Origin of the sequence: Streptomyces monomycini (assembly GCF_022271435.1) — a bacterium.
Taxonomy (GTDB): domain Bacteria; phylum Actinomycetota; class Actinomycetes; order Streptomycetales; family Streptomycetaceae; genus Streptomyces; species Streptomyces monomycini.
Window position 1 is genome coordinate 137,917 of the sequence record NZ_JAFIQY010000019.1, and the last position, 14,495, is coordinate 152,411.

Annotated in this window: 11 protein-coding genes; 5 read left to right on the forward strand and 6 right to left on the reverse strand. The window is 71.5% G+C overall.

Annotation, left to right across the window (positions count from 1 at the left end):
* Nucleotides 1–209: 209 nt before the first annotated feature.
* The gene (locus JXZ78_RS22075) at nucleotides 210–770 is read left to right on the forward strand and encodes a GTP-binding protein (protein WP_050502887.1); all 561 of its coding nucleotides are present in this window, start codon (nucleotides 210–212) and stop codon (nucleotides 768–770) included.
* Nucleotides 771–831: 61 nt separating this feature from the next.
* On the opposite strand, the gene JXZ78_RS22080 is transcribed toward JXZ78_RS22075, so the two are convergent.
* Nucleotides 832–1,260, reverse strand: a complete 429-nt coding sequence (locus tag JXZ78_RS22080) for a PPOX class F420-dependent oxidoreductase (RefSeq protein ID WP_030023264.1) — start codon at nucleotides 1,258–1,260, stop codon at nucleotides 832–834.
* 141 nt (nucleotides 1,261–1,401) lie between these two features.
* On the opposite strand from JXZ78_RS22080, the gene JXZ78_RS22085 reads away from it, so the two are divergent.
* Together JXZ78_RS22085 and JXZ78_RS22090 are read left to right on the forward strand one after the other, a co-directional pair.
* Entirely contained in the window at nucleotides 1,402–1,809 is a 408-nt protein-coding gene (locus JXZ78_RS22085) for a roadblock/LC7 domain-containing protein (RefSeq protein ID WP_030023263.1), read from the forward strand.
* Nucleotides 1,810–1,923: 114 nt separating this feature from the next.
* Nucleotides 1,924–2,955 carry a DUF6397 family protein gene (locus JXZ78_RS22090; protein ID WP_238783291.1) on the forward strand — a complete coding sequence of 344 codons (1,032 nt, stop codon included), beginning with the start codon at nucleotides 1,924–1,926 and terminating at the stop codon, nucleotides 2,953–2,955.
* Nucleotides 2,956–2,990: 35 nt separating this feature from the next.
* Here JXZ78_RS22090 and JXZ78_RS22095 read toward each other — a convergent pair whose 3' ends face one another.
* Nucleotides 2,991–3,902 carry an acyl-CoA thioesterase gene (locus tag JXZ78_RS22095; protein WP_030023261.1) on the reverse strand — a complete coding sequence of 304 codons (912 nt, stop codon included), beginning with the start codon at nucleotides 3,900–3,902 and terminating at the stop codon, nucleotides 2,991–2,993.
* 73 nt (nucleotides 3,903–3,975) lie between these two features.
* Nucleotides 3,976–6,489, reverse strand: a complete 2,514-nt coding sequence (locus JXZ78_RS22100; RefSeq protein ID WP_030023260.1) for a DEAD/DEAH box helicase — start codon at nucleotides 6,487–6,489, stop codon at nucleotides 3,976–3,978.
* A gap of 145 nt (nucleotides 6,490–6,634) precedes the next feature.
* On the opposite strand from JXZ78_RS22100, the gene JXZ78_RS22105 reads away from it, so the two are divergent.
* Nucleotides 6,635–7,426 carry a metal-dependent hydrolase gene (locus JXZ78_RS22105; RefSeq protein ID WP_030023259.1) on the forward strand — a complete coding sequence of 264 codons (792 nt, stop codon included), beginning with the start codon at nucleotides 6,635–6,637 and terminating at the stop codon, nucleotides 7,424–7,426.
* A gap of 778 nt (nucleotides 7,427–8,204) precedes the next feature.
* Here JXZ78_RS22105 and JXZ78_RS22110 read toward each other — a convergent pair.
* Together JXZ78_RS22110 and JXZ78_RS22115 are read right to left on the reverse strand one after the other, a co-directional pair.
* Nucleotides 8,205–9,986: an ABC transporter ATP-binding protein gene (locus JXZ78_RS22110; RefSeq protein ID WP_030023258.1), complete on the reverse strand. Its 1,782-nt coding sequence runs from the start codon at nucleotides 9,984–9,986 to the stop codon at nucleotides 8,205–8,207.
* Nucleotides 9,983–12,001 carry an ABC transporter transmembrane domain-containing protein gene (locus tag JXZ78_RS22115; RefSeq protein ID WP_078624575.1) on the reverse strand — a complete coding sequence of 673 codons (2,019 nt, stop codon included), beginning with the start codon at nucleotides 11,999–12,001 and terminating at the stop codon, nucleotides 9,983–9,985. The genes JXZ78_RS22110 and JXZ78_RS22115 overlap by 4 nt, the downstream gene beginning before the upstream one ends.
* Before the next feature lie 314 nt (nucleotides 12,002–12,315).
* Between JXZ78_RS22115 and JXZ78_RS22120 the strand changes: the two genes are divergently transcribed.
* Nucleotides 12,316–13,050, forward strand: coding sequence for a L,D-transpeptidase family protein (locus JXZ78_RS22120; protein ID WP_063726156.1), 735 nt, complete (start codon nucleotides 12,316–12,318; stop codon nucleotides 13,048–13,050).
* A 124-nt stretch (nucleotides 13,051–13,174) separates the two neighbouring features.
* Here JXZ78_RS22120 and JXZ78_RS22125 read toward each other — a convergent pair.
* Nucleotides 13,175–14,495, reverse strand: a 1,321-nt coding sequence (locus JXZ78_RS22125) for a Gfo/Idh/MocA family protein (protein WP_238783293.1), incomplete at its 5' end; no start/stop codon positions are given.

Here is a 14,495-nt window from a genome sequence, read left to right on the forward strand (position 1 = left end):
CGGTGGCGCCCGGCCGGACCGTGGCCGGGGCTTTCTCCCGAAGCGTATGAACTTGTCAACTCCGTGCCACGCTGTGTAGCGAAAGGAGTACGGTCCTCGCCATGGTTTTCGAGGCGCACGACGAACCCCACGACGTACCTGTAGCGCCTGCTGCCGGGTCCGCAAACACCCCGGACGACAGTGCGGACGACGGCGTCGACGACAGTGTGATGGCTCTGAAGATCCTCGTGGCGGGCGGATTCGGGGTCGGCAAGACGACGCTGGTCGGCGCCGTGAGCGAGATCCGGCCGCTGCGCACGGAGGAACAGCTCAGCGAGGCGGGCGCCGCGCTGGACGACGCCCGGGACGTGGTGCGCAAGCCCACGACCACCGTGGCGATGGACTTCGGCCGCATCACCATCAGGGCCGGACTGTCGCTGTACCTCTTCGGCACACCGGGGCAGGACCGTTTCTGGTTTCTCTGGGACGACCTGGCGCTGGGCGCGCTGGGTGCCGTGGTACTGGCCGACACCCGCAGGCTGGAGGACTGCTTCCCCGCCGTGGACTACTTCGAGAACCGCGGGATTCCCTTCCTGGTGGCCGTCAACTGCTTCGCCGAAGCGCGCGCTTACGGGGCGGACGAAGTGGCGCGGGCGCTCGACCTGGACCGGGGCACGCCGGTGGTGCTGTGCGACGCGCGGGACCGCGACTCGGGGAAGGAAGTGCTGATACGGCTGGTCGAGCACGCCGGGCGGGTGTACACCGCCCGACTGCTCGACTCGGTGGGGTGAGCGCGCGCCCACGGCTGTCACCCTTCGACGCGCCTCGTCGCCGGAGCGCGGCCCGGCGGCATCAGTCGGCGAGGTCGGCGACAGCGACGACCTTGCCGATCCGGACCCGCACGAGCAGTTCCCCGGGGACACCGTTTCGCGCGCCGTACTCCGCGGCCCGCTCCTCACCCATGTAACGGGCCGCGATACGGGTGGCCCAGGCGCGCACCTCGGAGAGTTCGCCGCTGGTCTCGGCCAGGCCCTCCACGATCACGAAGCTGAACGGCGGGCGGTCGTCGTCCACGCAGAACGCGATACGGCCGTCCAGGGCGAGGTTGCGTCCCTTGACCGTGTCGGCGCCGGTGTTGAAGACGAGGTCGTCGCCGTCCAGCAGGAACCACACCGGCGCGATGTGCGGGCTGCCGTCGGCCCGTACGGTCGACAGCTTGCCGGTGCGGGTGCCCTCGGACAGGAAGCCCTGCCACTCGTCCTTGCTCATTTTGCGTGCCATACCGCCATCCTCCGCCATGCGGCGCGAACAGGCCTCGCGGCCGCACCGAGCGCGCCGACCCGGCCGGGTCGCTTGCCCGGACGGCGCGGGTGGTCCAGGCTTGCACGGCAGTTGCCCACGGGGACACGGGGAGGAAGAGATATGGCTCTGAGCAGCGGACTCGACTGGCTGCTGGACGATCTGACCGAACGGATCGACCAGGTGCGGCACGCCTTGGTGCTGTCCAACGACGGACTCGTCACGAGTGCGAGCGAGCGGCTGGCGCGAGAGGACGCCGAACACCTGGCGGCGGTCGCGTCGGGGCTGCACAGCCTCGCCAAGGGCTCCGGGCGGCACTTCGAGGCCGGGCGGGTGCGGCAGACGATGGTCGAGTTCGACGACGGCGTGCTGTTCGTGACGGCGGCGGGGGACGGCAGCTGTCTGTGCGTACTGGCGGGTCCTGAGGCCGACATGGGGCAAATCGCCTACGAAATGGCACTGTTGGTCAACCGTGTGGGGGAACACCTGGGAGTTGCGGCCCGGCGGCCGGAAAGTTGTCCACAGGGCTGAAGCCGGGGGTTGACCGACTGTCGTACCCCACCGCTATCGTCGTCACTGTCGGTAACGAACCGGCGGGGGTCCGTGGTGGATCCCGCGACGGAAGCGATGACGGGGGAGTGCGACATGACGGTGATGTGCGACGGGCGGCAGGCGCCGGCGACGCTCATGGCGGAGGAAGGGCCCATCGCGGGGGAACTGCTCACGCCAGGGCGAGCGGCCCGCGAACTGGGCCTACGAGGCGGAGAGTTCGAGCTGGCGGCCCAGTTGGGGGAAATCCTGACGCTGCCGCCGGACCCCGAAGCGCGACCCGGTCCGGCCGGTCCGTGGAGGCGGCGCCGGGTGCCGGCGGAAGAGGTCCGGCGGCTGCGCGCCGAAGAAGGCTTTCCCGGCACGCTGCGTGAGCGCCTGCGGACGGTCGGCGCGGCCGAGGCCGCCGAACTGCTGGGCATCGGCGCGGGCCGTTTCCTGCGGCTGGCCCGCGCGGGCTGCTTCGTCCCGGTCCGCTTCTACGTGAACCGCTACGGCGCCGTGGTCTGGCTCTACCTCGCCACGGAGCTGACGGAATGCGCCGCCCGCCAGCCGGAGCTGCTGCGGGGCGACCTCCCCCTGGTGATCCGGGTCATGCTCGACGGCGGGCAGGACTGGCGCGGCCGGAAGTGGCGCAGCCGCCGGGTGGCCCGACTGATGGGCCAGGCGGTGGACGACTGGGAGTCGGCGGCGGTGATCGCCGCGGTACTGCCGCCCGAGGAGCTGGCCTCGGTCGTCGAAGACCCGCTGGAGCGTTCCGTGCTACGACGCCTGCGCCCGGTCCTGGCCCTGCCGGGGGCGAGTCCGGCGGCCAGGGAGGCGGTCGAGCGGGCGACGACGGCGGAAGAGTTCGACGAGGTGCTCTGGTACCGCGTCAACCTCTCCCGTTCCCTCGACCGTGCCCGCCACCGACAACCGGCGGCCGGCCGTCTACGCCACCCCACCCGACCCGGCGGCACCGCACCGACCGGACCGGAAGGCGCTCCCTTCCGTATTGCTGCGGCCCCTACGGCCCCTACGGCCCCCGCGAGCCCTGCGACCGCCACGGTTCCCGCAAAATCCCTGCCGCCGCTGCGGTCACCCGTCCTGGCGGCGCCCGCTCCGAGGCCGACACCTCGCGAGACCTGACCTGTGCGCCATGACCCGGGGACGGCCCGAACCGTCTACGCTCCCGGCCCCTCCGCGTACGGCTGCTCCAGGCTGTGGTCCTTGGTGTGGGGGCGCAGGAGACCTTCCTGGACGACGGAGACGAGGAGGTTGCCCGCACGGTCGTAGATGCGGCCGCGGGCCAGGCCGCGGCCGCCGGTGGCAATGGGGGACTCCTGGTCGTAGAGGAACCACTCGTCCGCGCGGAAGGGGCGGTGGAACCACATCGCGTGGTCGAGGGAGGCCATGTCGAAGCCGCGCGGGCCCCAGAGCGGTTCGATCGGGATGCGGACGGCGTCCAGCAGGGTCATGTCACTGGCGTAGGTCAGCGCGCAGGTGTGGATCAGCGGGTCCTCGCCCAGCGGCCCGACCGCGCGCATCCAGACCGCGCTGCGCGGCTCCGCGCCCTCGATCTCCTCCGGCTTCCAGCGGAGCCGGTCGACGTAGCGGATGTCGAAGGGCTGCCGGCGGGCCATCCGCTCCAGCGCCTCGGGCAGCCCGCCCAGGTGCTCGCGCACCTCGTCGGCGACGGTCGGCAGTTCCTCGGGGGCGGGGACCACGCGGCGCATCGGCAGTTGATGTTCGAAGCCCGGTTCGGGCCGATGGAAGGAGGCGGTCAGATTGAAGATCGTACGACCCTGCTGGACGGCGACCACCCGGCGCGTGGTGAAGGAGCGGCCGTCCCGTACCCGCTCCACCTGGTACACGATCGGCACGCCCGGCCGTCCCGGGCGCAGGAAGTACGCGTGCAGCGAGTGCACGGGCCGGTCGCCCTCGGTGGTCCGCCCGGCCGCGACCAGCGCCTGTCCGGCCACCTGCCCGCCGAAGACGCGCTGGAGGCTTTCCTGCGGGCTGCGGCCGCGGAAGATGTTCACCTCGATCTGCTCCAGGTCCAGCAGATCCACCAGGCGCTCGGCGGGATTGGTCATGGCCGTACGTCCTCCGTCGGGTGTCTCGACGCCCTTGCTCGGTGGTGCGCCCCGCGAAGGGCGCACCACCCGGTCACAGCTGGCCCACGGCGGTGACGCGCACGACCGCGCGCCCCTCCTCGTCGGAGGCCGTCAGGTCCACCTCGGCGGAGATGCCCCAGTCGTGATCGCCGTTGGGGTCGGCGAAAGTCTGCCGTACCTTCCACAGCCCGTGCTCGGGTTCCTCCTGAATCTGCAACAGCTTGGGCCCGCGCGCATCCGGACCGGTGCCCAGCTCGTCGTACTCGTCCCAGTACGCGTCCATCGCCTCGCCCCAGGCATCCGCGTCCCAGCCGGACTCCGCGTCCATCTCGCCGAGCTCCTCGACCTTGTCCAGCGCCGCCAGCTCGACCCGCCGGAACAGGGCGTTGCGTACCAGCACCCGGAACGCCCGCGCGTTCGCGGTGACCGGCTTGACCTGGTCCGCCCGCTCGGCGGCCTCCTCGGCCGTCTCCTCCGCCGGGTTGGCCAGCTGCTCCCACTCGTCCAGCAGGCTGGAGTCCACCTGGCGGACCATCTCGCCCAGCCAGGCGATGATGTCCTCGAAGTCCTCGGACTTCAGGTCGTCCGGCACGGTGTGGTCGAGCGCCTTGTACGCGCTCGCCAGGTAGCGCAGCACGATGCCCTCGGTGCGGGCGAGCTCGTAGAACGAGGTGAACTCGGTGAAGGTCATCGCCCGCTCGTACATGTCGCGGATGACCGACTTCGGCGACAGGGGGTGGTCGCCGACCCACGGGTGGCTCTTGCGGTAGAGGTTGTACGCGTGCGAGAGCAGCTCCTCCAGCGGCTTGGGGTACTCGACGTCCATGAGGCGCTCCATGCGGTCCTCGTACTCGACGCCGTCGGCCTTCATCTGGGCCACCGCCTCGCCCTTGGCCTTGTTCTGCTGGGCCGCGAGGATCTGCCGCGGGTCGTCGAGGGTGGACTCCACGACCGAGACCATGTCCAGCGCGTAGGAGGGCGACTCCGGGTCCAGCAGGTCGAACGCCGCCAGCGCGAAGGTGGACAGCGGCTGGTTGAGCGCGAAGTCCTGCTGGAGGTCGACGGTCAGGCGGACGATCCGCCCCTCCGCGTCCGGTTCGGCGAGGCGCTCGACGATGCCGCCGTCCAGCAGCGAACGGTAGATGGCGATGGCACGGCGGATGTGCCGCAGCTGGTTGCGGCGCGGCTCGTGGTTGTCCTCCAGCAGCTTGCGCATCGCCTCGAAGGCGTTGCCGGGCCGCGCGATCACGGACAGCAGCATGGCGTGGGTGACCCGGAAGCGGGAGGTCAGCGGCTCCGGCTCGGAGGCGATCAGCTTCTCGAAGGTGTTCTGGCCCCAGTTGACGAAGCCCTCCGGCGCCTTCTTGCGGACGACCTTGCGGCGCTTCTTGGGGTCGTCACCGGCCTTGGCGAGCGCCTTCTCGTTCTCCACGACGTGCTCGGGTGCCTGGGCGACGACGAAACCGGCGGTGTCGAAACCGGCCCGTCCCGCGCGGCCCGCGATCTGGTGGAACTCCCGGGCCCGCAGGGTGCGCACGCGCGTCCCGTCGTACTTGGTCAGCGCGGTGAACAGCACCGTACGGATGGGGACGTTGACGCCGACACCGAGCGTGTCCGTACCGCAGATGACCTTCAGCAGGCCCGCCTGGGCGAGCTTCTCGACCAGCCGACGGTACTTGGGCAGCATGCCGGCGTGGTGCACACCGATACCATGCCGGACATAACGGGACAGATTTCGTCCGAACTTGGTCGTGAAGCGGAAGTTGCCGATGAGCGCCGCGATCTCGTCCTTCTCGGCGCGGGTGCACATGTTGATGCTCATCAGCGCCTGCGCCCGCTCCACGGCCGCGGCCTGCGTGAAGTGCACGATGTAGACGGGGGCCTGCCGCGTCTCCAGCAGCTCGGTCAGGGTCTCCGTCATCGGGGTCGCCCGGTATTCGTACGACAGCGGCACCGGCCGGGTCGCGGAGCGCACCACCGCCGTCGGCCTGCCGGTGCGCCGGGTCAGGTCCCCCTCGAACCGCGACATGTCGCCGAGCGTCGCCGACATCAGCACGAACTGGGCCTGCGGCAGTTCCAGCAGCGGGATCTGCCAGGCCCAGCCGCGGTCCGGCTCGGCGTAGAAGTGGAACTCGTCCATGACGACCTGGCCGATGTCGGCGTCCTTGCCGTCCCGCAGCGCTATGGAGGCGAGCACCTCGGCGGTGCAGCAGATGACGGGAGCGTCCGCGTTGACGGAGGCGTCGCCGGTGAGCATGCCGACGTTCTCGGTGCCGAAGAGCTTGCACAGGTCGAAGAACTTCTCCGACACCAGCGCCTTGATCGGCGCGGTGTAGAAGGTCACCTCGTCACGGGCCAGCGCGCTGAAGTGCGCACCCGCGGCGACCAGGCTCTTTCCCGACCCGGTGGGGGTGGACACCACGACGTTCGCCCCCGAGACCACCTCGATCAGCGCTTCTTCCTGGGCAGGGTAGAGCGCGATGCCCTGCTGTTCGGCCCAGCTCGAAAAGGCTTCGAAGAGGGCATCGGGGTCGGCGTCGTTCGGGAGATGATCGATGAGGGTCACGCCCCCATACTGCCTTCCCGTGGTCCGGATCGGACAACCGGCGGGTCAGACCTAGATCATCTGACGCTACGCTGTGTCGCCGACCCGGCGTCAGAAACCGGGGATCCGAGCACATGTCCAGATCGATCCGGGATGGGGAACGACCATGATGGGACCGGCGCACTCGCTGTCCGGCGCCGCGGCCTGGCTGGGGGTGGGCGCGGCGACGGCGGCCGCGGGCTATCCGATGCCCTGGCCGGTGCTCGTCGTCGGCGCGCTGATCAGCGCCGGCGCGGCACTCGCCCCCGACCTGGACCACAAGTCGGCCACGATCTCCCGGGCCTTCGGACCGCTCTCGCGGACGGTGTGCGGCGTCGTCGACACCATCTCGCACGCGGTCTACAAGGCCACGAAGATGCGTGGCGACTCGCAGCGCAACGGCGGGCACCGCACCCTCACCCATACGTGGGTGTGGGCGGTCCTGGTCGGCGGCGGGATGTCCCTCCTGGCGGTCCAGGGCGGCCGCTGGGCGGTGCTCGGCATTCTCTTCGTCCACATGGTGCTGGCGATCGAAGGACTGCTGTGGCGGGCGGCCCGGGTCTCCAGCGACGTCCTGGTGTGGCTGCTGGGCGCCGCGACGGCCTGGATCCTCGCCGGAGTCCTGGACCAGCCGGGCAACGGGGCGGGCTGGCTGTTCACCGAGCCCGGCCAGGAGTATCTGTGGCTGGGGCTGCCGATCGTGCTCGGCGCGCTGGTCCACGACATCGGCGACGCACTGACCGTCTCCGGCTGCCCGATCCTGTGGCCCATCCCGATAGGCCGCAAGCGCTGGTACCCGCTCGGCCCGCCGAAGGCCATGAGGTTCCGCGCCGGAAGCTGGGTGGAGCTGAAGGTACTGATGCCCGCGTTCATGCTGCTGGGCGGCATCGGAGCGCTGGGGGCGCTGGGCTACATCTGACGGGCGGCGGGACGGCCCGGGCGGCGTGGGGCAGACGGCACGGCAGGGGGCTTCGCCTCCACCCGGCAGGCCGCCCGCAACCCGGCCGGTGGCGCACCCGGCTCTTGATCGTCGGCCCTTCCGCTAGGACAGGCCTGGTGCACCGGTTCGCTGCTGCTCCCCGGGAGGAGAAGTACGGCGACGGTCCGGGCCGCGATGTCCCGGAGGGCCGCCATGACGATGCGCAAGATCGTTCCGTCCGCGGATGGCCCGATCATGTTCGAGGGCCGACGGCAGAGCCGGATGCTGTCGAATCCCTACAGTCACCTGGGCCGGACCCGTACCTCCGCCGAAGCGGCCGTCGGAGGCGGCCGGGCCCGTCCCATCGTTCTGCTGGTCTACACGGTGACCCCGGAGCGCTTCCGGGTCGGTGTGACACAGATCAAGGCGACCGACGTGGCCAGGAGACCGGTGTGGCCGGGGGAGCGGCTGTTCACCGGTGTGGCCACCGTCGGTCTGATCCGCGGCGCCACGGACGCTCTCGGTTCCCCGGCAGTGGAGTCGCGCCCCCTGGAGCCGTCGGTGTCGCGGCCCAGGAGCCACCCGGTGGCGCGGCCCATCGGCACCGCAACCGGGCTGCGCCCATCGGCACCGCAACCGGGCTGCGCCCCGCCCTTCCGCTTCACTCTCCATCCGGCTATCCGGCTATCCGGCTATCCGGCTATCCGGCTATCCGGCCACTCGGCCGCCCGGCCACCGCCCCCGTCACCCGTGCCCCGGTCCCCGGCCCCCGACCCGCCTACCCGTGCCAGGACCGCCACAGCGCCGCGTACGCCCCGTCGGCCGCGACCAGCTCGTCGTGGCTGCCGAGTTCGCTGATCCGGCCCTCCTCGACCACCGCGATCACGTCCGCGTCGTGCGCGGTGTGCAGCCGGTGTGCGATCGCCACGACCGTACGGCCGTCCAGGACCCGGCCCAGGGAGCGCTCCAGGTGCCGGGCCGCGCGCGGGTCCAGCAGCGAGGTCGCCTCGTCGAGGACGAGGGTGTGCGGGTCGGCGAGTACCAGCCGGGCCAGTGCGATCTGCTGGGCCTGGGCCGGTGTCAGGGTATGGCCGCCCGAACCGACCTCGGTGTCCAGGCCCGCCTTCAGGGCCCGCGCCCAGCCGTCCGCGTCGACCGCGCCGAGTGCGGCCCACAGCTCGGCGTCCTCGGCCTCCGTACGGGCCAGCAGCAGGTTGTCGCGCAGCGAACCCACGAAGACGTGGTGCTCCTGGTTGACCAGCGCGACGTGTGTGCGCACCCGCTCCGGCGGCATCCGGGACAGTTCGGCGCCGCCGAGTGTGATCTCGCCGGTACGCGGGGCGTAGATCCCGGCGAGCAGCCGCCCGAGGGTCGACTTGCCCGCACCGGACGGCCCGACCAGGGCCATCCGCGTCCCCGGGCGGATCCGCAGGGAGACCTCGTGCAGGACGTCGACGCCGGCGCGGTAGCCGAACCGCACCTCGTCGGCCCGTACGTCCCGCCCCGACGGTTCCGTCCGCTCGTCGGCGGCGTCCGGTTCGATCTCCCGTACGCCCACCAGCCGTGCGATGGACACCTGGGCGATCTGGAGCTCGTCGTACCAGCGCAGAATCATCGCCACGGGCTCGCTCATCATCTGCGCGAGCAGCGCACCCGTCGTCAGCTGACCGGGCGTGATCCAGCCGCGCAGCACGAACAGGCCGCCGAGCAGCAGCACCGAGGCCAGGATCAGCACATGCGTCACATTGACGACCGGGAAGAGCACCGAGCGGAGGTAGAGGGTGTAGCGCTCCCACTGAGTCCAGGAACGGACCCGGTGCTCGGACAGCTTGACACGGCGTTCGCCGAGCCGGTGCGCCTCGATGGTGCGGCCCGCGTCCACCGACTCGGTCAGCGCCGCCGAGACCGCGGCGTACCCGGCCGCCTCGGAGCGGTAGGCGTGCGGAGCCCGCTTGAAGTACCAGCGGCAGCCGACGAGCAGGACCGGCAGGCCGACGAGGGCGGACAGCGCCAGCGGGGGCGCGGTGACGGTCATGCCGCCGAGCAGCAGCGCGATCCAGACCACGCCGATGGACAGCTGCGGCACCGCCTCACGCATCGCGTTGGACAGCCGGTCGATGTCCGTCGTGATGCGGGACAGCAGGTCGCCGGTCCCGGCCCGTTCCAGCACGCCCGGCGGGAGGGCTACGGACCGTACGAGGAAGTCCTCGCGCAGGTCGGCCAGCATCTCCTCGCCGAGCATCGCGCCGCGCAGCCGTACCAGGCGTACGAACACGGTCTGGACGGCCAGCGCGAGGACGAACAGGGCGATGACGCGCGGCAGGTGGAGCTCACGGGCCCCGGCGCCCAGGTCCTCGACCAGCCCGCCGAGCAGATACGGGCCGACCATGGAGGCGACCACGGCGATCGCGTTCACGGTCACCAGCAGGACGAAGGCGCGCCGGTGCCGACGGATCAGTCCGCCCACGTAGGCGCGTACGGTCGCGGGCGAGCCGACCGGCAGGGTCGTGGCCGTCCGCGGGGCGTCCGGATCGTGCTCCGGTGGCGCCAGGCCGATCATGCGCTCTCCTCGATCTGGTCGATCCGGTTGATCTTGTCGAATGCGTTGGTCCGGCCGATCCGGTCGGTCTCGACGATCCGGTCGGTCTCGAAGGGCCGGTCGATCTTGTCGGGCCGGTCGGTCCGGTCGATGTGCTCGCTGCCGGTGCGGACGAACCGCCCGCCGGACGCCGCAGGAGCAACCACGGCCCCGGCCGGACCGGCCACGGCCCCGGCCGGGGCCCCCGCCGCCCCGGCCACGGACGCCGTCGCCGGTTCCGGTTCCGGTTCCGGTTCTTCTTCGGTCTCCCGGGTCACCACGGCCCGGTACGCGGGGACGTCGCGCAGGAGTTCACGGTGTGTGCCGGTGCCCCCGACCCGGTCTGCGTCGAGGAAGACCACCCGTTCGGCGCGGTCCAGCAGCAGCGGGCTGGAGGTCAGCACCACGGTCGTGCGGCCCGCGCGCAGGGCCCGCAGCCCGTCCGCGATCCGGGCCTCGGTGTGCGAGTCGACGGCGCTGGTGGGCTCGTCCAGTACCAGCACCTCGGGGTCGGTGACCAGCGACCTGGCCAGCGCCAGCCGCTGCCGCTGTCCGCCCGACAGGGACCGGCCGCGCTCGGTGATGTGGGTACGCATCGGATCGCCGGAGTCGTCGGCCGAACCCTGCGCCAGCGCGGTCAGCACGTCGCCGCACTGCGCCGCCGCCAGCGCGTCCTCGGCCCGTACGGCCCCGGAGGACGGGATGTCCAGCAGTTCGCCGAGCGTCCCGGAGAGCAGGACGGGGTCCTTGTCCTGGACGAGGACGGCCGTACGGGCGGCCTCGCGTGGCACGTCGTCCAGGGCGGTGCCGCCCAGCAGCACCGACGGGGTGCCGTCCGGCACGTCGGCGGGGTGGCCGCCGAGCCGGTCGGCGAGCCGTCCCGCCGCGTCCGGGTCGCCGCACACCACCGCGGTCAGCTGTCCGCTCGGTAAGCACAGTCCGGTGACCGGGTCGTACAGGTCGCCGACGAGCGCTGCGGCCCCGGTGATCCGGCCTTCGGCGGGTCGGCTCAACGCCAGGACGCGTGCGGCGCGTTTGGCCGACGGTTTGGAGAAGGAGTAGGCCATCGCGATCTCTTCGAAGTGCCGCAGGGGGTAGAGCAGGAAGGTCACCGCGCTGTAGACGGTGACCAGTTCGCCGACCCCGACCCGGCCGTCGAGCGCCAGCCTGGTCCCGTACCAGACCACCGCGATCAGCAGCAGCCCCGGCAGGACGACCTGGACGGCGGAGATCATGGACCACATGCGGGCGCTGCGCACGGCGGCCCGACGGACGTCCTGGGACGCGCTCCGGTAGCGGCCGAGGAAGAGTTCCTCACCGCCGATGCCGCGCAGGACGCGCAGGCCCGCGACCGTGTCGGAGGCCAGTTCGGTCGCCCGGCCCGCCTTCTCGCGCTGATCGTCGGCGCGGCGGGTCGCGGGCGGCAGCAGCGGCAGGACGGCCAGGGCGAGGACGGGCACGCCGACGGCCACCACGACGCCCAGCGTGGGCTGGTAGACCACCAGGGCCGCACAGACGCCGACGGAGGTGAGCGCCGCGGCGCCGAACCGGGAGACGGCCTCGACGAACCAGCCGATCTTCTCCAGGTCGCCGGTGCTCACGGCGACGACCTCACCGGCGGCGACCCGCCGGGTCATGGCGGACCCCAGCTCCGTGGTCTTGCGGGCCAGCAGTTGCTGGAGACGGGCCACCGACGTGATCCAGTTGGTGATCGCGGCGCGGTGCAGCATCACGTCGCCGACCGCGACCAGCGCGCCGAGCAGCAGCAACAGACCGCCGGCGAGCAGCAGCCGGGAGCCGGAACGGTCCACGACGGCCTGCACCGCGATGCCCACCGGGACGGGGAAGGAGGCCACACCCCCGGTGTGGACCAGTCCCCAGCACAGTGCCTTGGTCTGGCCGCCGAGCTGCTGCCGGTAGAGCCACCGGAGCAGGCGGCCACCGGAGCGGACGTCCGGGACTCCTGGATCGGCATGAGGAAGATCGCGAATGTGCATGATGTCCAAAGTTCGGTTCGGATGACGACGTTGCGGGTCTGGACGTGGCCGGGTGTCGGACGGGAGGCCTGCGGGCCCGTACACCGAAGGCCGGTAAGTGCGGTGGCCCGTAGGCCCGTAGGCCCGGAGCGCGGCCCGTGGCGTGGTGAGTGTGCCGGGCGCCGTACGGGCGCGCGGGCAGGAAGAAGGACGGTGCTTCGGGGGAGCCATGGAAGACTGGCGCGTCACGGAGCTCCGGTTCAACCGGTTTTCCGCGCGGGGCGCACACAACGGGCCACCGCTGTACGGTCCGTACGCGCCGTCCGGGTGCGACCATGGGAGTCATGCGAACTGCGTGCTGCATGGTACGAAGGGCGACACTGGCCACGATGGGACTGGTCCTGCTGGCGGGTTGCGGCGCCGGCGGCGGATCGGCGAAGGACGACGGAAAGGGCCGCGGCGGCCGCACCACGGAGGCCGCCGCGTACACGAAGCACATCCCGGGCGTGGGCGCGAGGCTGCGGTCCCGCATCCCCGGGGACGCACGGCAGGTCGTGGCCGTGTACGGAGAGGGCGCCGATGCGCCGGACGCCACGCTGGTCCTGTACACGAAGGCCCCGAAGGGGTGGGAGCGCACCGCGACCTGGCCCGCGCACAACGGCAGGAAGGGCTGGACCACCGATCATCACGAGGACGACCTGCGCAGCCCGGTCGGCGTCTTCGGCCTCTCCGACGCGGGCGGCGTGCTGCCCGATCCGGGCGCGAAGCTGCCGTACACCCACTCGTCGGCCTTCACCCCGCCGCCGTACTGGGAGAAGAAGACCCGGCACGACTTCGACCATGTCATCGCGATCGACTACAACCGCGTCAAGGGCACCACACCCCTGGACCCGACCCGGCCGCAGGGAAAGAAGAAGGGCGGCGGCATCTGGCTCCACCTGGACCACGGCGACGGCACGTCCGGCTGCGTGAGCATCCCGAAGGCGGGGATGGTCTCGCTGCTGCGCACGCTCGATCCGCGGCAGCATCCCGTCGTGGTCATGGGGGACACCGCACATCTCGCCGCCTGAGCCGACCGTACGGTATCGGGGTCGGTGCCACGACCATGCGGAACCCCGGACCGCGCCGTGCCGCGACCGTACCGCGCCGTGACGGCCGGGCCGGACGGGCCTCGAACCCGCCCGGCCCCGCCCGTCACCCCTTCGGCTTCGGCGAGTCCACGCCCTGCCGCGGCTTGCGCCACAGCCCCCGGGTGAAGTCCGGGATCTCCTGCGGCTCGCCCTTCGCCCTGATCGAGGCGTGGCTCAGCGGTACCGGCGCGCTCCAGGTCGCCGCGTCGTACACGTCGAAGTCCGGTACGAGCCCGAGGTGGAAGCACTGCATGAGCCGGTACAGCATGATGTAGTCCATGCCGCCGTGGCCGCCGGGCGGGTTGGCGTGCTCCTTCCACAGCCAGTGGTCCCACTCCGCGTACTTGCTGAAGTCCCCCCACTCGTCGTTGGTGTGGTCGGGCTCGATGTAGATCCGCTCCGGGTAGTCCTCGAAGACGCCCTTGGTGCCGCCGAGGCTGTTGATGCGGCTGTAGGGGTGCGGGGTGGACACGTCGTGCTCCAGCCGCAGCACCCGGCCCTTGGCGGTCTGTATGAGGCTGAAGGTGCGGTCGCTCTCGATGTAGGTCTCCCGCCAGCTCGGGTCGCCGGGCGGCATGTGCGCCTCGCGGTACTCGGCGAGGCCCAGGGCGGGGGTGCCGAAGCTGGAGATCCGGACCACCCGGTCGCCGCGGTTGATGTCCATGTAGTTGGCGATCGGCCCGAAGCCGTGGGTGGGGTAGAGGTCGCCGCGCAGCCGGGTGTGCCACAGCCGCCGCCACGGGCCCTCGTAGTACGTCGGGTCGAACATCAGCTGGCGCAGGTCGTGGTTGTACGCGCCCGCGGCGTGCAGCAGCCTGCCGAAGCGGCCCGCGTGCGCCATCCGCAGGACGCGCATCTCGTTGCGGCCGTAGCAGCAGTTCTCCACCTGCATACAGTGGCGGCGGGTGCGTTCGGAGAGGTCGACGAGGTCCCAGAGCTCGTCCATGCGCATGGCCACCGGGCATTCCACACCGGCGTGCTTGCCGTTCAGCAGCGCGGACTTGGCCATCGCGAAGTGCCAGTCCCACGGGGTGGCGATGTACACGTAGTCGAGGTCGCCGCGCTTGCACAGGTTCTCGAAGTCGTGGTCGCCCTTGGTGTAGGCGGTCGGCGCGGGCTGTCCGGCGGCGGTGACCAGCTGCACCGCCTTCGCGGCCTTGTCCCTGACCGGGTCGCAGACCGCCACCACCCGCACACCCGGGATGGCGAGGTAGAGGGGCAGCATGCCCATGCCGCGGTTGCCCAGGCCGATGAGGCCGATCCGTACCGTGCTGCGTCTTTCGAACGGTACGCCGATCATGGTCTTGTGCCGGCCGCCCGGAGCCGCCGCCCGGGCGGCGGCCGCCGCCGCTCCCTGGCCCGCGCCGGCCGCGGCGGCGCTGCCC

Excerpts from the sequence above, each read along its gene's own strand:
- JXZ78_RS22120 (WP_063726156.1), top strand. The coding sequence starts at position 12,316 with ATGGGAGTCATGCGAACTGCGTGCTGCATGGTACGAAGGGCGACACTG.
- JXZ78_RS22105 (WP_030023259.1), top strand. The coding sequence starts at position 6,635 with ATGATGGGACCGGCGCACTCGCTGTCCGGCGCCGCGGCCTGGCTGGGG.
- JXZ78_RS22075 (WP_050502887.1), top strand. The coding sequence starts at position 210 with ATGGCTCTGAAGATCCTCGTGGCGGGCGGATTCGGGGTCGGCAAGACG.
- JXZ78_RS22095 (WP_030023261.1), bottom strand. The coding sequence starts at position 3,902 with ATGACCAATCCCGCCGAGCGCCTGGTGGATCTGCTGGACCTGGAGCAG.
- JXZ78_RS22080 (WP_030023264.1), bottom strand. The coding sequence starts at position 1,260 with ATGGCACGCAAAATGAGCAAGGACGAGTGGCAGGGCTTCCTGTCCGAG.
- JXZ78_RS22085 (WP_030023263.1), top strand. The coding sequence starts at position 1,402 with ATGGCTCTGAGCAGCGGACTCGACTGGCTGCTGGACGATCTGACCGAA.
- JXZ78_RS22090 (WP_238783291.1), top strand. The coding sequence starts at position 1,924 with ATGACGGTGATGTGCGACGGGCGGCAGGCGCCGGCGACGCTCATGGCG.
- JXZ78_RS22115 (WP_078624575.1), bottom strand. The coding sequence starts at position 12,001 with ATGCACATTCGCGATCTTCCTCATGCCGATCCAGGAGTCCCGGACGTC.
- JXZ78_RS22110 (WP_030023258.1), bottom strand. The coding sequence starts at position 9,986 with ATGATCGGCCTGGCGCCACCGGAGCACGATCCGGACGCCCCGCGGACG.